At 63.2% G+C, this 17,876-nt stretch carries 19 protein-coding genes; 4 read left to right on the top strand and 15 right to left on the bottom strand.

Going from position 1 to position 17,876, the window contains the following annotated elements:
- Positions 1-57 precede the first annotated feature (57 nt).
- The gene (locus tag ACI7M0_RS07910; RefSeq protein ID WP_010952894.1) at positions 58-1,359 is read left to right on the top strand and encodes an IS4-like element ISPpu8 family transposase; all 1,302 of its coding nucleotides are present in this window, start codon (positions 58-60) and stop codon (positions 1,357-1,359) included.
- A 472-nt stretch (positions 1,360-1,831) separates the two neighbouring features.
- Here the strand turns inward: ACI7M0_RS07910 and ACI7M0_RS07905 are convergent, their stop codons facing one another.
- From ACI7M0_RS07905 to ccmA, 10 genes are read right to left on the bottom strand one after another with little or no spacing between them, the layout of a single operon-like run.
- Entirely contained in the window at positions 1,832-2,248 is a 417-nt protein-coding gene (locus tag ACI7M0_RS07905; protein WP_014590174.1) for a hypothetical protein, read from the bottom strand.
- A 12-nt stretch (positions 2,249-2,260) separates the two neighbouring features.
- Positions 2,261-3,457, bottom strand: a complete 1,197-nt coding sequence (gene ccmI / locus ACI7M0_RS07900; RefSeq protein ID WP_129933531.1) for a c-type cytochrome biogenesis protein CcmI — start codon at positions 3,455-3,457, stop codon at positions 2,261-2,263.
- A complete protein-coding gene (locus ACI7M0_RS07895) occupies positions 3,450-3,926 on the bottom strand; it encodes a cytochrome c-type biogenesis protein (RefSeq protein WP_014590172.1) in 477 nt (158 codons plus the stop codon). Before ACI7M0_RS07895 ends, ccmI begins: the two co-directional genes overlap by 8 nt.
- Positions 3,923-4,459, bottom strand: coding sequence for a DsbE family thiol:disulfide interchange protein (locus tag ACI7M0_RS07890; RefSeq protein WP_014590171.1), 537 nt, complete (start codon positions 4,457-4,459; stop codon positions 3,923-3,925). Before ACI7M0_RS07890 ends, ACI7M0_RS07895 begins: the two co-directional genes overlap by 4 nt.
- Positions 4,456-6,444, bottom strand: coding sequence for a heme lyase CcmF/NrfE family subunit (locus tag ACI7M0_RS07885; RefSeq protein WP_010955057.1), 1,989 nt, complete (start codon positions 6,442-6,444; stop codon positions 4,456-4,458). The genes ACI7M0_RS07890 and ACI7M0_RS07885 overlap by 4 nt, the downstream gene beginning before the upstream one ends.
- Positions 6,441-6,896, bottom strand: coding sequence for a cytochrome c maturation protein CcmE (gene ccmE / locus ACI7M0_RS07880; protein ID WP_014590169.1), 456 nt, complete (start codon positions 6,894-6,896; stop codon positions 6,441-6,443). The genes ACI7M0_RS07885 and ccmE overlap by 4 nt, the downstream gene beginning before the upstream one ends.
- Positions 6,893-7,069 (bottom strand): heme exporter protein CcmD, encoded by a 177-nt coding sequence (ccmD, locus tag ACI7M0_RS07875; RefSeq protein WP_003254380.1) that lies wholly within the window; start codon positions 7,067-7,069, stop codon positions 6,893-6,895. The genes ccmE and ccmD overlap by 4 nt, the downstream gene beginning before the upstream one ends.
- The gene (locus ACI7M0_RS07870) at positions 7,066-7,833 is read right to left on the bottom strand and encodes a heme ABC transporter permease (RefSeq protein WP_129933533.1); all 768 of its coding nucleotides are present in this window, start codon (positions 7,831-7,833) and stop codon (positions 7,066-7,068) included. Before ACI7M0_RS07870 ends, ccmD begins: the two co-directional genes overlap by 4 nt.
- Positions 7,834-7,879: 46 nt before the next feature.
- A complete protein-coding gene (gene ccmB, locus ACI7M0_RS07865; protein ID WP_012273477.1) occupies positions 7,880-8,548 on the bottom strand; it encodes a heme exporter protein CcmB in 669 nt (222 codons plus the stop codon).
- Positions 8,545-9,177 carry a cytochrome c biogenesis heme-transporting ATPase CcmA gene (gene ccmA, locus ACI7M0_RS07860; protein ID WP_003254385.1) on the bottom strand — a complete coding sequence of 211 codons (633 nt, stop codon included), beginning with the start codon at positions 9,175-9,177 and terminating at the stop codon, positions 8,545-8,547. Before ccmA ends, ccmB begins: the two co-directional genes overlap by 4 nt.
- 238 nt (positions 9,178-9,415) lie before the next feature.
- On the opposite strand from ccmA, the gene ACI7M0_RS07855 reads away from it, so the two are divergent.
- The 3 genes from ACI7M0_RS07855 (at position 9,416) to ACI7M0_RS07845 (ending at position 14,087) form a co-directional block, all read left to right on the top strand.
- Complete coding sequence (locus ACI7M0_RS07855) at positions 9,416-10,972, top strand: flagellar hook-length control protein FliK (protein WP_129933535.1); 1,557 nt, start codon at positions 9,416-9,418, stop codon at positions 10,970-10,972.
- Positions 10,969-11,307 carry an EscU/YscU/HrcU family type III secretion system export apparatus switch protein gene (locus ACI7M0_RS07850; protein ID WP_104886507.1) on the top strand — a complete coding sequence of 113 codons (339 nt, stop codon included), beginning with the start codon at positions 10,969-10,971 and terminating at the stop codon, positions 11,305-11,307. Before ACI7M0_RS07855 ends, ACI7M0_RS07850 begins: the two co-directional genes overlap by 4 nt.
- Positions 11,308-11,375: 68 nt before the next feature.
- On the top strand, positions 11,376-14,087 hold the full coding sequence (locus tag ACI7M0_RS07845; protein ID WP_129933537.1) for a dermonecrotic toxin domain-containing protein: 2,712 nt from the start codon (positions 11,376-11,378) through the stop codon (positions 14,085-14,087).
- Positions 14,088-14,193: 106 nt separating this feature from the next.
- Here the strand turns inward: ACI7M0_RS07845 and ACI7M0_RS07840 are convergent, their stop codons facing one another.
- The 5 genes from ACI7M0_RS07840 to motD all read right to left on the bottom strand — a co-directional run bounded on the left by ACI7M0_RS07840 (position 14,194) and on the right by motD (position 17,874).
- Positions 14,194-14,589, bottom strand: a complete 396-nt coding sequence (locus ACI7M0_RS07840; protein WP_010955062.1) for a DUF2802 domain-containing protein — start codon at positions 14,587-14,589, stop codon at positions 14,194-14,196.
- Between the two features lies 1 nt (position 14,590).
- Positions 14,591-15,070 (bottom strand): chemotaxis protein CheW, encoded by a 480-nt coding sequence (locus ACI7M0_RS07835; protein WP_003254393.1) that lies wholly within the window; start codon positions 15,068-15,070, stop codon positions 14,591-14,593.
- Positions 15,071-15,111: 41 nt separating this feature from the next.
- Complete coding sequence (locus ACI7M0_RS07830; RefSeq protein WP_129933539.1) at positions 15,112-16,005, bottom strand: CheW domain-containing protein; 894 nt, start codon at positions 16,003-16,005, stop codon at positions 15,112-15,114.
- Positions 16,005-16,793: a ParA family protein gene (locus ACI7M0_RS07825; RefSeq protein WP_104961060.1), complete on the bottom strand. Its 789-nt coding sequence runs from the start codon at positions 16,791-16,793 to the stop codon at positions 16,005-16,007. The genes ACI7M0_RS07830 and ACI7M0_RS07825 overlap by 1 nt, the downstream gene beginning before the upstream one ends.
- A gap of 223 nt (positions 16,794-17,016) precedes the next feature.
- Positions 17,017-17,874, bottom strand: coding sequence for a flagellar motor protein MotD (gene motD / locus ACI7M0_RS07820; RefSeq protein ID WP_010955065.1), 858 nt, complete (start codon positions 17,872-17,874; stop codon positions 17,017-17,019).
- Positions 17,875-17,876 lie beyond the last annotated feature (2 nt).

Below are 17,876 nucleotides of genomic sequence, written 5' to 3'. Positions count from 1 at the left end.
CGAGCGATGTGGGCTGATGTACTAGCGCGATTCGAGAAAAAAGCACCCGCCAGCGTAATGGCCAAACTTGCCTTGGAGCAGGCCATTGCGCCGGAGTGGGTCGATCAGGTTTTCGAGGAGCACCGCCAACGGCAGTATTCTCGCGAGCTGCTGTTCTCGACCATTATCAAGTTGATGTCGCTTGTTTCATTGGGCTTGAAGCCATCGCTGCATGCTGCGGCAAGACAACTGGACGACCTTCCCGTCAGCCTGGCAGCTCTGTACGACAAGATCAGTCGAACCGAACCTGCCCTGTTGCGTGCTCTGGTGACAGGCTGCGCGCAGCGCTTGGCGCCGACAATCCATGAGTTGGGCTGCTCAGCCATGCTTCCTGATTGGCAAGTTCGGGTGGTCGATGGCAGCCACTTGGCCTCTACCGAAAAGCGTCTTGGCGCGCTGCGCCAAGAGCGCGGAGCGGCTCGCCCCGGGTTTTCGGTGGTGGTTTACGACCCCGACCTGGATCAGGTAATTGACCTCCAGCCGTGCGAGGACGCCTACGCAAGCGAACGAGTTTGTGTTTTGCCGTTGCTGGCTGAAGCAAAGACCAATCAGGTTTGGATCGCTGACCGTCTCTACTGCACGCTGCCTGTAATGGAGGCGTGCGAACAGGTGAAGACATCATTTGTCATTCGCCAGCAGGCCAAGCATCCACGCTTGATCCAGGAAGGTGAGTGGCAAGCACCGATGCCCGTCGCCACAGGCACTGTGCGCGAGCAATCCATCGAAGTAAAAGGCGGGCACCGTTGGCGACGTGTCGAGTTAACGCTTCATTCACCAAACGACTCAGGTGATAACAGCTTGATGTTCTGGAGCAACCTGCCCGAGAGCATCAGTGCGCAACAGATCGCAGACTTCTATCGGCGCCGCTGGAGTATTGAAGGGATGTTCCAGCGGTTGGAAGCAATTCTGGAAAGTGAAATTGAAACCCTCGGCAGTCCGCGAGCCGCCTTGCTTGGATTCACCACTGCCGTGCTGGCATACAACGTTCTGGCCTTGCTCAAGCGAAGTGTTGAACAGGCTCACCGCGATGCCTTGCCCGAGAATTGGGAAGCCTCGATCTATCACTTGGCGGTGCAGATCAGAGGGGGTTACGAAGGCATGCAGATTGCCCTGCCATCCGAGTACATGCCCGTTGTTCCGATGGAAAACCTGGCTCAGCGCCTGCTGGAGCTGGCCAGAAACATCCAGCCCAGACAGGTTGCGAAAAGCCCACGAGGCCCCAAGGTGCTCAAAGCGAAGGCCTGGGTGCAAGGGACGGCTGTACATGCTCATGTTTCGACGGATCGGGTCATCAAGGCCGCCAAAACCAAAAGACCTTGAAAGGGATGGCCGTAAGGGCGAAAAGGTGAGTCAGCGTCGCCATCGCAAACGGACGGTTCGCTGAGTCAAAACAGACGAGTTCGCATCTTGCTTCTTGCTTCTTGCTTCTTGGATGTGGGCACTCACATCGAGTAGGTATTCATTCACGCAGGTGGCGCATAGTCACCTTTCCGCCCTTACGGCGGGTCACTTTTTGTCAAACGCGACAAAAAGTAACCAAAAAACGCTGGCTCCTATCATCCGGCCCCTGCGCTACGCTCCGGGGTTCCCTCGCTACGGTCTTGCTCCCGGGAGTACGCGCTGCAGGCCCCATCCATGGGGCCTCAGCGCTTGACGGGCATCCATGCCCGTCACCTCCCTTCGCAAGCCCTGCGCTCGGCCTCCTGAAGTCGCAATCTGCGTCGCCTGAACTACCGCGCGCTTACAAGCAAAAGCAAAAGCAGAAGCAGAAGCAGCAGATACAGAAATAGCGTTACTGTGCGAACGCCCGCCCTAACCCACCTGGTACACCACTGCTGTCAGTTTCCTGCCAAGGCCCATTCGGGCTCAACGACCAGCTCCAGCCGTTATCAAACCGATAGTAGGTACGCTGCCGGTAGAAGGTATTGGGCTGCTTCTCCAATACATATACACCCAGCTTGGGATCCCAGTGGCTTGCCCCGCCAGGCGGTGGCGCAAAGCTGGCCGAGGTGCGCGGCATGGGCTTGGGTATCGCCGCCGGCTTGCTCGGCTGAGTGGCAGGCTGCCTGCCCGGCAAGGGCTTGACCACCGGCCCCGACGGCGGCACACGCTCGATCGGTGGCGCAGGCTGCTCGTACGGCTCATGCACCGTACACGCAGACAAACCCAAGGCCAGGGTAATCAGGGTCAGGCGGACGGTGCTGTGCATGGCATTGCTCTCTTACTGGTCTGGAGTGTCGATGGTCAGGCGCTGGGTAGCCTGGGTGGCGCTAGACAACGGAGCACCCCGGCCAACCCACTCACCCTGGGTAGGCTGACCCGCGCGTGAAACACGTGCAACCAGTTGGACTTCGGCATACTGCGACAGTTTCATCTGCGGCATCATCGCATCAGCATCAGACAATTCCACCTCGATCGGCAACTGCGCCACGGTCACCCGCTTGGCCGCCAGCGGCATCGGCGGGCCATTGCTGGCGCGAGCGAAGATAAACACCGTGTCGTCCGGCTTGACCTTGTCCTTCAAGGCAGCCGCCAGTTCCACCCGCACTTTCAGGCGAGCCGCCACAGGTGCAGGCTCGGTCGCCTCTGCTGGCACCCCACCCAAGCGCTCGGCGGCGCGGTCGATACCACCCTGCAACGCCGCTCGCGATGCATCACCTTCTGGCAACTGCGCCAGCAAACGCTTCCAGTAGTCGATGGCTTCCTGATAACGCTCGCCTTCAAACGCAGCAATACCGCGCAGGCCCAGGCTGGTCACCTCGTTGGGATCAGCCTTCAACGCTTCGTCAGTCAACGCCTGCAATTGCGGGCTCCACTGCTTGTTGGCGGCAAAGTACTGGGCCTGGGCCCACTGCCCCAGCAGCTCGGGCTGGCGGCCAGCCAAGGCCACGGCCCGTTCGAACGTACGCGCGGCATCGGCCGGGCGCTGCTCGGCCATGTAGGCCCGGCCAAGGAAATACATGGCCTCGGCCGAATCCGGCTGGGCCTGCACCACGCGCTCAAGGCGCGTAGTCATTTCTTCCATCGACTTGGGTGCCTCGGCAAACTCCTGGGTCAGCGCCACCTTGTCGGCCGCCCCAAAATGCAGGTACAGCCCCAGCGCCATCAGCGGCACCAGTACCGCAGCCAGCAGCGGCAGGGCCTTGCCCAAATGCCCCTGGCGCGGGGCCTCGGCACCTTCGGTATCGGCCAGCAGCTCGCGGGCAGCCTCGTCCCGGCCCTTGGCCATCTGCGCCTCATCGAGCACACCGGCGGCTTGCTGGGCCGCCAGTTCGGCGACACGTTCCTGATAAAGGGCCACGTTCAAGGCCGTGCGGTCTTCTTCCTGCTGGCGACGGCGGCCACGCAGGATCGGGAGCAGCAAAAAGCTGAGGGCAGCGAGCAGCAGAAGGCCCGCGCTAAGCCAGAATTCAATCATGGGTCTGTTCTTTTTCCAGCAGTTTGGCGAGACGCTCGCGTTCTTCGGCAGACAACTCATCGGCGCCTTGCGCGGCCGTAGCACGGCGCCGGCGTACGATCACCGCCAGCACCACGAAGCCACCGGCCAGCAAGATCCCCGGGCCAAACCACAGCAGCCAGGTACGCCCGCTGAGCGCCGGCTTGTAGCGCACGAAGTCGCCATAGCGGTCGACCATGAAGTCGATGATCTGCTGGTTGCTCTGGCCTTCGCCGAGCATGCGGAAGATTTCTCGGCGCAGGTCGGCAGCAATCGGCGCGTTGGAGTCGGCAATATCCTGGTTCTGGCACTTGGGGCAGCGCAGTTCCTTGGTCAACTGTTGGTAACGCTCGCGCTCGGCCTCGTCGCGAAACTGGTAGGTGTCGATAGCCGCCTTGGCCACACCGGCCAGGCTCATGCCCAGCACCGCAGCTGCCAGCCAACGCCTCATGGCTTGGCCTCGTCGATCAGGCCCTGGTACAACGGCGCCAGCTGTTCACGCCAGACCGTGGCATCGACGATGCCTACGTGCTTGTAGCGGATGATGCCCTTGGCATCGATCAGGAAGGTTTCCGGCGCCCCATACACCCCAAGGTCCAGGCCCAGGCTGCCCTGCTCGTCACGAATATCCAGCTGATAGGGGTTGTGGAACTCGGCCAACCACTTCTGCGCGGCGGCGTTGTCATCCTTGTAGTTGACCCCATGGATCACCACACCCTGCTGTGCCAGCTGGTTCAGGTACGGGTGCTCGACCTTGCACGACGGGCACCAGGTGGCCCACACGTTGACCAGTGCCGGGCGCCCCTGCAAGTCGGCCTGAGTCAGGGTGCGGTCCCCCTGTGTCGACGCCAGGGAAAACGCCGGGAACGGTTTGCCGATCATTGCCGAAGGCAGCTCGTCGGGCTTGAGGAAAAGCCCCTTGTAGAGGAACACCGCCACCAGCAGGAACACTGCAAGGGGCACTACCATGATCCAACGCTTCATGCAGCTGCTCCAGACACGCCCAGGACATCACGCACCCGGGTCTTGACCTTGACGCGGTAGCGCCGGTCGAGGGCCGCCAGCAACCCGCCCAGGCCGGTCAGCAGACCGCCCAGCCAGATCCAGCGGACGTAAGGCTTAATATGTACGCGCACAGCCCAGGCGCCATTCTCCAGTGGCTCGCCAAGCGCGACGTACAGGTCGCGGGTAAAGCCGGCGTCGATGCCTGCTTCGGTCATCATCGACTGCTGCACGGTGTACAGGCGCTTCTCCGGGTACAGTGTGGTCACTTCACGGCCCTCGCGGCTGACCACGATGGTGCCCTTGTCAGAGATGAAGTTCGGCCCCTCGAAGTGCTTGGCGCCCTGGAACAGGAAGTGGTAGCCACCCAGCTCCACGCTTTCGCCCGGCGCCATGCGCAGGTCGCGCTCGGCGCTGTTGTTGCTGGACAGCACCACGCCCAGCGCACACACCGCCAGGCCCAGGTGCGCCAGTTGCATGCCCCAGTAGCTGCGGCCCAGGCCCGGCAGGCCTTTGACCAGGCCCTTGTGGCGGGTCTTGTCGAAAATGTCACGCAGCCCGCCAAGCACTACCCAGGCGGCCAGGGCGAAGGCCGTCAGCGTCGGCCAATCGAAGTCGTCGACGATAAAGCCGGCAACCGGGGCAAGGATGGCACTGCCGATCAATACCGGGGTCATCATGCTGACCAGCCATTTGCCCGGGGTGTCCTTCCAGCGCACCACCACGCCCACGCTCAGCACCACCATCAGCAGCGCCATCAGCGGCAGGAACAAGGCGTCGAAGTAGGGTGGGCCGACCGACAGCTTGGCCCCGGTCAGGGCATCGAGCACCAATGGGTACAGGGTACCAAGCAGAATCATCGAAGCCGCGACCACCAGCACCAGGTTGTTGGCCAGCAGCAGCGTTTCACGCGACCACAGGGCGAAACCGACCTGGCTCTTGACCACCGGTGCGCGCAGGGCGAACAGGGTGAGCGACCCGCCGACCACGAACAGCAGGAAAAACAGGATGAAGATGCCCCGCGACGGGTCGGCGGCAAACGCGTGCACCGAGGTCAGCACCCCGGAACGCACCAGGAAGGTACCCAGCAGGCTCAGCGAGAATGCGGCAATTGCCAGCAGCACGGTCCAGCTCTTGAACACCCCGCGTTTCTCGGTCACCGCCAGCGAGTGGATCAGTGCGGTGCCCACCAGCCAAGGCATGAACGAGGCGTTTTCCACCGGGTCCCAGAACCACCAGCCACCCCAGCCCAGTTCGTAGTAGGCCCACCACGACCCCAAGGTGATGCCAACACCCAGGAACGCCCAGGCGACGATGGTCCACGGCCGCGACCAGCGCGCCCAGGCAGCGTCCAGCCGGCCGCCGAGCAAGGCGGCAATCGCGAACGCGAAGGCCACCGAGAAGCCCACGTAGCCCATGTACAGCATCGGCGGATGCACGATCAGGCCAAAGTCCTGCAACAGCGGGTTGAGGTCACGGCCATCGGTCGGCACCTGCGGCAGCAGGCGCTGGAACGGGTTGGAAGTAATGATCAGGAAGCTCAGGAAGCCCACGCTGATCATGCCCATTACCGCCAGCACGCGGGCCAGCATCACCTGCGGCAACTGCCGGGAGAACACCGACACGGCAAAGGTCCAGCCGCCGAGGATCAGCGCCCAAAGCAGCAACGAACCCTCATGGGCGCCCCACACCGCACTGAACTTGTAGTACCAGGGCAAGGCGCTGTTGGAATTGCTGGCCACATAGGCGACCGAGAAATTGTCTGTCATGAAGGCATGGGTCAGGCAGGCAAAGGCAAACGCCAGGAAGGCGAACTGCCCCCACGCTGCCGGCCGCGCCAGGCTCATCCACAGGCTGTCGCCACGCCACGCGCCAAGCAACGGCACACTGGCCTGCACGACGGCAAAGCAGATGGCCAGAATCATCGCCAACTGGCCCAGTTCGGGGACTACCAGTGCTGCGTTCATGGCTTCGTCTCCCCGCCGGTAGCGGCCTGGCCGCTTTCCTTCAGGGCCTTGGTGACTTCGGGCGGCATGTATTTCTCGTCGTGCTTGGCCAGCACCTCATCGGCTACCACCACACCTTCGGTGTTGAGCTTGCCAAGGGCGACGATACCCTGCCCTTCGCGGAACAGGTCGGGGAGGATGCCGCGGTAGGTGATGGGTACCGACTTGTTGAAGTCGGTTACCACGAAACGCACGTCCAGCGAGTCGGCCGAGCGCTGCACCGAGCCTTTCTCGACCATGCCGCCAGCGCGGATGCGCGTGTCCAGCGGGGCTTCGCCGTTGGCGATCTGGGTCGGTGTATAGAACAGGTTGATGTTTTGCTGCAATGCGCTCAAGGCAAAGCCGACGGCAACCCCGACGCCGACCAGCAGGCCGACGATGAGCAACAGGCGTTTCTTGCGCTGCGGATTCACTGGTTGTTCTCCCGGCGCAAACGGCGCGCCTCTTCTTGCAAATAGCGGCGACGGGCCAGCAGTGGCGCACCAACGTTCAGCGCCAGCACCGCCAGGCAGATGCCATAGGCCGACCACACGTACAGGCCATGGTGGCCCATGGCGAGAAAGTCACCGAAGGTGGCAAAGCTCATTGTGCGGCCCTCCGCCCCAGGCTGTTCAATACTTCGTCCCTGACCCAACTGGCGCGTGCTTCGCGCTTGAGCACTTCAAGGCGCATGCGCAGCAGCAGTACGGCGCCGAAGAAACAGTAGAAACCCAGCGCCGTGCACAACAGCGGCAGCCACATTTCGGCCGGCATCGCCGGCTTTTCGGTAAGGGTGAAGGTGGCCCCCTGGTGCAGGGTGTTCCACCACTCCACCGAATACTTGATGATCGGGATATTCACCACACCGACAATCGCAAGCACCGCACAGGCCTTGGCCGCACTGTCACGATTACTGATCGCCTGGCCCAGCGCAATAATGCCGAAGTACAGGAACAGCAGGATGAGCATGGACGTAAGGCGGGCATCCCACACCCACCAGCTGCCCCAGGTCGGCTTGCCCCAGATGGCGCCGGTAACCAGCGCCACGGCGGTCATCCAGGCGCCAATGGGCGCGGCACACTGCAGGGCGACGTCGGCCAGTTTCATCTTCCACACCAGCCCAACCACCCCGGCCACCGCCAATAGCACATAGCAGGACTGCGCCAGCATCGCCGCCGGCACATGGATATAGATGATGCGGAAGCTGTTGCCCTGCTGGTAGTCCTGGGGGGCGAAGGCCAGGCCCCAGGTGATGCCGACCAGCAGCAGGAACACGGCAGTACCGGCCAGCCACGGCAGCATGCGGCCGCTGATGGCATAGAACCATTTCGGGGAGCCCAGCTTGTGGAACCACGTCCAGCTTATTTTCATCAGGGTACATCCAGGGTATTTGCCGGGCTTGAGAGCCCGGGACTCGTTATTCGCCGACGCTGATCTTCAGGCCGGCCGCTATCGCAAAGGGTGCCAGGGTAACGGCCAGGGCCGTCAGGCTGGCGAGCCAGAGCAGATGGCCGGTTGCCGGCATATTTTGCAACGCCGCTTGCAACGCACCACTGCCCAGGATCAATACAGGGATATACAACGGCAGAATCAGCAACGCCAGTAACAAACCTCCGCGTTTAAGGCCGACTGTCAGCGCCGCACCTACCGCGCCCAGCAAGCTCAATACCGGCGTACCCAGCAGCAGCGAACCGAGCAGCACCGGCAGGCAATGGCTTGGCAGCCCCAGCATCAGTGCCAGCAGTGGCGCCAACAATACCAGCGCCAGCCCGGAAAAGATCCAGTGCGCCAGCACCTTGGCCAGCACCAGCAGTGCCAGTGGGTGCGGCGACAGCACCCATTGCTCCAGCGAGCCGTCTTCGAAATCGCTGCGGAACAGGCCGTCCAGCGACAACAACACGGCCAGCAACGCTGCCACCCAGACCAGGCCCGGCGACAAGGTTTGCAACAATTGGCTTTCCGGGCCGACCGCCAGCGGGAACAGGGCCACGACAATGGCGAAGAACACCAACGGGTTGGCCAGTTCGGCCGGGCGACGGAACAGCAGGCGCGCTTCGCGGCGCAGCAACAAAATGAATACGCTCATGCAGCCCATTGCCCCAGGTTCAATTCTCGATAACCGGAGGGCTTGCGTTCCAGTGTGTGATGAGTCGTCAGCACCACCGTCCCGCCCTGCTCGCAGTGGGCTGCCAGGTGCGCTTCAAGCTGCGCCACGCCTTGCTTGTCGAGCGCGGTGAACGGCTCGTCGAGAATCCATAGCGGCGGACAAGCCAGGTGCAGCCGGGCCAGGGCCACACGGCGCTGCTGACCGGCCGACAGGGTATGGCAGGGGACGTCTTCGAAACCGCGCAGGCCGACAGCCTCCAGCGCCGCCCAGATTGCCTCGCGGCTGGCCGGCTGGTGCAGGGCGCACAGCCAGGTGAGATTCTCCTCGGCGGTGAGCAAGTCCTTGATGCCGGCGGCGTGGCCAATCCACAGCAGGGCGCTGGCCAGGGCATGACGCTGTTCTGCCAGGGGCTTGCCACCCAGCAGAATCTGCCCGGCCGTCGGCTGCATCAGCCCGGCCAGCAGGCGCAACAGGCTGGTCTTGCCGCTGCCGTTGGGGCCACTGATCTGCAGCATGTCGCCGGCGCCCAGCTCGAAATCGAGCTGTTCGAACAGCAGGCGCCAGTCGCGCTCGCAGGCCAGGCCTGCGGCTTGGAGGTGAAGGGTCACGGTTTCGCCTTATCTTTAGTAGGGCATTGGGGCGGCGTCGCCTGCTTCGCGGGTGAACCCGCTCCTACAGAACCCTGTAGGAGCGGGTTCACCCGCGAAGCAGCCAACACCGCTCCAAAGCCCTTGTGTCTCAAGTCGCCCCGCGCGCTGCCGTTATACTGGCAACCACAGGCGCGCGGCATTATTACACGCGCCGCCGCGCTGCCAAGAGGCCGGGCTCGACAGGTTGTATACAATCATGACTGAAATCAATAGTCTCGGCGCACAAACCGCGATCAACAGCCAAGCCATGAAGGCGGGCATGACCGGCGATCTGCTGCGCCTGATCCAGGCGCAGCCTGGGTTGCTGGCTCCTGGCGAAACCGCGCAAGCCGAGGTTTTATCGTTGCGCCAGACGGGCCAGGACTTTCAGCTGGTGCTACGGCTGATGCAGGCCAACGGCGTCCAGACCCAGCTTCAGGCCAACGCCAGCCAGCCGCTGCCACAAGGCAGCCAGATCACCGTCAGTCAGACCGAAAGCAACCGCCTGGCGATCATGCTGCAACAGGCCAGCGCCAGCCAGGTCGCCACCCTCACCCAGCTGGACACCAGCAAGGTGCCGGTCGGCACCTTGCTGCAAGGCAAGGTCCTGACCAACCAGCTGCTGGCCCAGGCACCCGGCCAACCGGCCGTGTACCGGGCGCTGGTCAGCCTGCTCAACAGCAACCAGGCCGGTGCCACACTGAGCATCGACAGCCCGCGCCCGCTGGCCATTGGCAGCCTGCTCAGCGCCCTGGTGCAGGGTGATCAGTCATTGCGCTTCGTGCCGCTCAGCGGCAGGCAGGACCAACTCAGCATTGCCCAACAGCTGCTGACCCAGCAAAACCGCCAAGCCTCGCTACCCGGCCTGCTCAACGCCCTGCAACAGCTCACCCGCGACCCAGGCGTCGATGGCGACCTGCGCGCCAGCGCCGAACGCCTGCTGGCCGGCCTGCCGGACGCCCGACAACTGGGCGACGCCAAGGCAGTGGCCCAGGCCCTGAACAACAGCGGCAGCTTTCTCGAAGCGAAGCTGCTGAGCGGGTCCACCGCCAGCGTCGCCACCGACCTCAAGGCGCATTTGCTGCGGCTGATGGCCCAGGCCCCTGCCCTCCCGGCAAGCACTGCCAATCTCAACCCCGCCAGCCTGGCCGTGACTATGCCGGCTTTGGCGCGCAGCGCACTGGGCATGCTCGAGCGGGTCAGCCCCAAGCCGCAGCCGGGCGCGTTCCCATTACCGTCGCGCCTGCTCAAGGCCCTGGAAGAGGAAGGCGACCTGCAACAGCTGCTGCGCCTGGCTGCCGCTGCCGTTTCACGCTTGCAGAGCCACGCCATGAGCAGCCTGCAACAAACCGGCACGCTGGAAAACGGCAACCTGCAGACCACCTGGCAAACTGAAGTGCCGATCCGCCACGGCCAGGACTTCATCCCGCTGCAAGTCAAACTGCAGCGCGAAGAAACCCCACAACAACAGGCCGACCGCCAACATGAAGCCCAAGACCCTCGACAAGCCCTGTGGCGCATCGAGCTGGCCTTCGACCTGTCCCCGCTCGGCCCCATGCAAGTGCAGGCACAACTGAGCGAGGGCCGCCTGAGCGGGCAGCTATGGGCGGAGCGCGAGCAGACCGCGCGGTTGATCGACACCCAGCTTGGCGCGCTGCGCGCGCGCCTGCTGGCCCGGGGCCTGGAAGTCGGCGACCTGGAGTGCCACCCGGGCATCCCGCCGCAGGGGCCACGCACACGGATGGAACAACGCTGGGTGGACGAAACCGCATGAACGATACGACACCACGCCAAGCCATAGCGCTGAACTACGACGGCCATCAGGCACCGACCCTCACCGCCAAGGGCGACGAGGACCTGGCCGAGGCCATCCTTGCGCTCGCCCGCGAACACGAAGTGCCGATCTACGAAAACGCCGAGCTGGTGCGGCTGCTGGCGCGGCTGGAGCTGGGCGAGCAAATACCCGAGGCGCTGTACCTGACCATTGCCGAGATCATCGCCTTCGCCTGGCACCTGCGCGGCAAGGTACCCGCCGGCTTCGATGATCCGCGCCCGGCAGAGCGCGATATCACCCCACCATTGCCCCCGCTGCCCGGCACTGGCCAGTAACTATCTACCACCCCCTCCCCCTCCATGCGCCCAACCTTGTCGGCCTCCCACGTACAAGGTGTACCGTCATGATCGACAGCAGAATCAACGCCAAAGGCGTGCAGTTCGTAGTAGACCATCTGGCCAACATCCCACGCCCGGACCGCGAAGCCCATCGCTTGATCCGGCAGTGGCTTGCCGGGCAAGGTGTGCATATCGACCCCGATCGCGTCGATGTGGTCACCCTGCACTACCGGCCGGATGACCAAGGGTATGTGGCAGCGGTCCAGCAGACCCAGAGCATGACCCAGGCGCTGCTGGGCAACTGGCAAGGGGAGTCCGATAACAACCTCATCGGCGCACTGTTCGCCAACCCTTGGGCAGGCACCTTCCCCCAAGGGCCGTTGAAGCTGGTCGATCGCCTGCCAACGCTGGGCTTTGGCCATCAGGGCGCCGCCTTCGAGGTGTATAACGGCCTGTTCCAGCGATCGTCCCCCGCCCGTTACGATGCCTCGACCCACATTCAGGTTCCGGCTGAAGCCTTCCAGCGGTTCATCGAAGCGCTGGACTTTCACCAGCCGTTCAAAGCCATGCTCGACGCTTACTGGCGGGAGCATCAGGACACTCACCGCCTGGCCAGCAAGCTCAATTTCATCGCCGCCTGCAACGCCCAGGTCAGCCAGGGGCGCCTGAGCGATGCCGCCAGGGAGCTGGCATGGCAAGCCGCCGGCATGATGCCGCAGCGCTTCAAGATACGGGTCAGCACGCTGAGCATCTATGGCTATGCGGCCACCGACCTGCTGTACATCAATGCCCCCCACAGCGATCTGACCCTGCTGTACATGCCAGGTAACAGCTCGCCCTTGCTCGAATTCGCCAGCGAGAACCTGCTCAAGGACTGGGTGGGCGATCAGTGCAAGGACCCCGCCCGACGCGAAGCGCTAAAGCAACACTTCAGGCTCGCCGACCGCCCCCAGGGCCTCGATTTCAGTGGCCTGGACACCGCGCTCGAGGGCCTTGGCGACTATCCGGACCGGCACCGGCTGCCGCCTGAACACGGTTATTTCAACGATGATGGCGTCTGGCCCCCCAGAACCTACGTGAACTACAAACCTGGCAAATACAACCCCAAACTGACCGGGGATATGTTCGCAGCCCTGACCGAGCGCCAGCGCCAGCGCAGCTACGACGACGCCGATTTTGTCATCACCACCGATAGCCAGGTTACCAAAGCCAAATGGCGTGGCTACCTCGCCAACACGCTCAACCTGCTGGCGCCACTGTGCCTGGTGGTGCCGGGGCTGGCGCCACTGCTGGCGGTCGGTGGCATTGCCCAGTTGGGCCTGGGCCTGGATCAGGTGATCAACGGCCACAGCCTGAAAGCCAAACAGGACGGGGTTGGCGACATCGCCTGGGGGTTGTTCAACGCCGTACCGCTGGCAACGGAGGGCAGCGCAGGCATCAAGGCCCTGTTCGAGTTCAAAAGCGATGGTTTTGTCATGCCGCGCGAGGTCAACGAGCAGCTCGGCTATCCGTTGAGCCCGACCAGTCCACCGCGGCTTCCAGAGCCAGAAGGCGCGGAGTACTTCCACCACCACGAGCCGATTACACCGCTTGACGAAGGCGACCCGGCTGTTGCCGGCGCGGTGATACGCTTGCCACACTACGATGGCGAACTGGACGACCTGGAATGCAGCATCGAAACCTACAATGCACGCGTGGTCTATGACCTGGAGCACGACGCATTCATCATCAGGGAAACCGTCAACGAGGTCGAGCCGCAAGCCTACATCGCAGTGCCTGGGAGCCGTGACCTTGTGGCGCTCGACAGGCAGCGCCCAGTCACCGACGCCATGCGCACCCGCACCTTGCGCGCGCTGGGTGTCGACCTGCCACTGCCAGTCACCATTCCGACACCGGCCCCGGACAGCGCCCCCATCCCCAAACTTATCTCCAGCCTCTGGGTCGGCGACAAAGTCATTAGCGAGCCATTGCTGGCCAACCTTGCCGCCAACGCCGCGCGCCTGAGCGACAGTGAATACAGCATGCGCCTGTTTCTGTCGAAGGCTTCGCCTACCGCCTACGAACAGAACGCAAGGCTATTGGCAGCCCGGGCGCCAGGGCTGCAGGTATTGCCGCTTGAAGAGCAAGGCTTCTTCCGGGCCTTCCGCCAGAGCCGCTATTACGCGCAGTACGAGGCAGCGCTGGATGGCAACGGTGGCATCGCCACCAATTACGCGTCTGCGACCGATGTGCTGCGCTACCGGATGCTGCACCATGAGGGTGGGCTGTACATGGACGTGGACGACTTCCTGCTGCCGGACGGCAAGGGCGAAACGATCGATCAGGTCGAGCTGCGCACCCCACCCGATGGGCTGCTGCTGCCACCGCCGATGTCCAACGAGAAAATGAGCATGAATTGCCTGTACAACACCAGCCTCATTGGTAGCCACCCAGGCAACCCACTGCTGGATGCGATCTCCGATGAAATGCTCGCACGTTTCCAGACCCATGCAGACTTCTACGAAAGCCGACCGAGCCTGGAACAGGACCCGAGCGGTTTCTACCGCTATGCCAACACGCTCAGCTACCTAACCGGGCCGGCACTGCTCACTGAAGTGGTCGATCGCCATCTACCCGGGTTGCGGACCCTGCGCCAGATCATCAACCTGCACACCATGCCACGCGTCAACACCTATCCATTCATCAACCCTTCGCAAGCCAATACAGCCCTGAAGCAACTGCTGCCCCTGAACCGGTTCGCCGGCGTGGGCGGCAATCACTCCTGGGTTCGCAATTGAAATGAACAGCGGATACTGAACGGGCCTGGCGACACCTTTCAGATCGAGCGGAGCATGGGCGCCGCTCGATTTCCCAGGCGACGAACCTGCTGCCGAGGGTACCCCGTCAAGGAGCCCGGTACACCTTGCTCATCAACTCCGCCTCGGCCTGGGTCAAGCCGCAGCTCTGGGTCAACTCATCGATACTCGCCCCCATCCCCACCAGCTTGGCCGCCTGGCTGAAAGTAACGTTGCTGGGGTCGCGCTGCTCGAGGCGCTCCAGCCGGTCCGGCAGGGTGGCCACCGCCGCACGCAGCTCATGGATGGCCTCACCCATGCGCACCGTGCCGTTCTGGTAGTCATCCAGACGCTTGGCCAAGTCCTTGATGCGCTGGTCACGCAGCGCATCGCCCTCGGCCTGCTGCGCAGCCAGCTCGCGCTGGCGCTTGCTGTAGTTGAGGAAAAACCACAGGCTCAGCGCCCAGGCCAGCGCCAGGAAGATGACAGCAACCTCTAGGATCAACTCAGATGTTCTCCAGCTCGGACCACTCTTCCTCGGTCATCATCTTGTCCAGTTCGACCAGGATCAGCAGTTCGCCATTCTTGTTGCACACGCCTTGAATGAACTTGGCCGACTCTTCGTTACCCACGTTCGGCGCGGTTTCGATTTCGGACTGGCGCAGGTAAACCACTTCGGCCACGCTGTCGACCAGGATGCCGACCACTTGCTTGTCGGCTTCGATGATGACGATACGGGTGTTGTCGGTCACTTCGGTCGGCATCAGGCCAAAACGCTGACGCGTGTCGATCACCGTCACCACGTTGCCGCGCAAGTTGATGATGCCCAGCACGTAGCTCGGCGCACCCGGCACCGGGGCAATCTCGGTGTAGCGCAGGACTTCCTGCACCTGCATCACATTGATGCCGTAGGACTCGTTGTCCAGACGGAAGGTAACCCACTGCAGGATCGGATCTTCGGAACCTTGTGCAGACGACTTTTTCATTCCCCTACCCTCAAAATCCGCCGTTGGCGGTATGTTCTGTGTCATTTCTGTTTGGCGTGCATCTGCTTGACCGCACCGCTGGCGATCAGCTCGGCCAGTGCGGCGACGTCGAGCAGTGCGCACATGTGTTCGATTACGGTGCCGGCCAGCCACGGGCGCTGGCCACGCTGGCTGCGCCACTTGATCTCCGACGGGTCCAGGCGCAGCGAGCGGCTGACCTGATGCACCGCCAGCCCCCATTCATAGCCCTGCACCGAAATCACGTATTGCAGGCCCTGGCGAAAATCATCGCGGTAGCGGTCGGGCATTACCCAATGCGCAGTGTCCAGCACCTTCAGGTTGCCGGCCTGGCAGGTCAGGATGCCGAGGAACCAGTCGGGCTGGCCGAACAGTGGTGTCAGCTCCTGGCCAGCCAGGGTGTAGATCGAGCCCAGGCACACCAGCGGCACCGCCAGGGTCAGGCCGGCAACGTCGAACAGCAGGCATTCGAACGGCTCGGCCGCCCACACCGGACGACCGTCGACAGTGGCCGGGGGTACGGGCAGGTTGGGCGCCGGCAGATGCACATCGACCAGCGGCACAGCCGGTTCCACGGTTTGTTCTTCGATCAGTACCGGGATGCTGGCTTCGGCCACGATCTCCTGCTCGACCACCGTCACCACCGGGGCTTCCACCGGCATCACGCTGGGCAGTACCGCCAGCCGGGGTTCGGCGAATGGCCGCGGGGCAAAGCTGGCGGCGGCTTCGGCGGGCTCAGGCCGGGCTGGCTGTCGGGCATCGCGTGCCTGCTCCTCGCGCACCGCCTCGGCGAATTCATCCGCCACTGCCGGCTGCTCGCTCAGGTCTTCGGCCTCGGTGGCCTCCTGCAGCAAGCCGTCCAGGTACGATTGCAGGGCCATCTGGGGCCGGGTGCTGGTTTGCCGGGTTTGAGTCATCAGGCTACCTGCACTGCGTTCTTGTAGGTGAGCAGGTGCTTGAGCAGCGCCCTGTAGGCGACCAACCCGCGGCTCTTGCTGTCGAACTGCGAAGGCGTGACGCCCTTGCGACTGGCATCGCGCAGGCGCGTATCCACCGGAATGTAGCCCTGCCATACATGCTGCCCGTAGGTGTCACGCAGCAGCTTGAGGGTGCCCAGCGACGCCTGGGTACGACGGTCGAACAGGGTCGGTACGATCTGGTACGGCAGCGCCTGCTTGCGCGAACGGTTGACCATGGCCAAGGTGCCGACCATGCGTTCCAGGCCCTTCACCGCAAGGAATTCGGTTTGCACCGGGATCACCAGCTGCTGGCTGGCGGCCAGGGCATTGACCATCAGCACACCCAGCAAGGGTGGGCTGTCGATCAGGGCATAGTCGAAATCCTGCCACAGCTGCGCCAGACTCTTGGCGATTACCAGGCCCAGGCCATTCTGCCCTGGCGACTGGCGCTCCAGCACCGCCAGCGCGGTACTCGACGGCAACAGCGAAATGCGCTCATCGCTGGTGGGCAGCAGCAGTTGCCCGGGCAAGCCTTCGGGCACCGTGCCCTTGTGCAGGAACAGGTCGTAGCAGCTGTGCTCCAGGGCATCCGGGTTGTGCCCGAAGTAGCTGGTCATCGAGCCGTGCGGGTCGAGGTCGACGACGACCACGCGCTTGCCGGCCTCGGCCAGCAAGCCGGCCAGGGCAATGGTAGTGGTGGTCTTGCCGACACCACCTTTTTGATTGGCTACTGCCCAGACTCTCATCAAGCAAACTCTATCTATTGATTTGGCAGGGACACTGTAGAAACAACCGTCATGCGCAAAACTTCAAAGCTCGCACGCCCCTCTGTGGGAGCGGGCAAGCCCGCGAACACCGGCGTAGCCGGTGCCATTCACCGAGTCGCTGGCTTCGCGGGCATGCCCGCTGCCACAGAGGACGGCGGCACATTCAAAATCGTGTTCGTATCAGCGACGGGGAATTGACGTATCACGGCCTCGCTACCGTTGCTTGTATTGCCGGTGCACTTTGTGTGCCAGCCCGGCGCAATGCGGCATCCGGTGTGGCATTGGCGCTGCCCGAGCCGGTCAGGCTGCGGCGCACTTCCAGGTTACGGGAAATCACCAGCACCACCCGGCGGTTGCGTGCGCGCCCTTCGGCGGTATCGTTGCTGGCCACCGGCTGGTACTCGCCATAGCCCACCGAAGCCATGCGTGCCGGGTTGACGCCCTCCATGGCCAGCAGCCGCACGATGCTGGCCGCGCGCGCCGAGGACAACTCCCAGTTGGTGGGGTACTGCGCGGTGCGGATCGGCAGGTTGTCGGTGAAGCCTTCGACGTGCACCGGGTTGGCGAACGGCTTGAGGATGCTGGCCACCTTCTCGATGATCGCAAACGCCTTGTCACTGGGCATCGCGTCACCACTGCCAAACAGCAGCGACGAGTTGAGCTCGATCTCGATCCATAGCTCGTTGCCGCGCACGGTCATCTGGTCGCTGTTGATCAGGTCGCCGAAGGCATCGCGCACGTCATCGCTGATGGTTTTCAACGGGTCGACATTGGTCGCCGCCAGGCCCGCTTCGGTCTGCTCGCTGTCTTTGACCAGCGGTTCGGCCGGGCGCACGCTCAGCGGCTGCTCATCGCCAATCGGGATCGGCTTCATGCTGCGCTCGGGGTCGTTGAATACCCCGAGCAAGGCCTGGGAAATAACCTTGTACTTGCCCTCGTTGATCGAGGAAATGGAATACATCACCACGAAGAAGGCGAACAGCAACGTGATGAAGTCGGCGTACGACACCAGCCAGCGCTCGTGGTTTTCGTGTTCCTCGGTATGACGACGGCGACGCATGG

Source organism: Pseudomonas sp. 10(2024) (assembly GCF_045164175.1).
Lineage (GTDB): Bacteria > Pseudomonadota > Gammaproteobacteria > Pseudomonadales > Pseudomonadaceae > Aquipseudomonas > Aquipseudomonas alloputida.
This window is presented reverse-complemented; position numbering and strand designations above follow the sequence as displayed.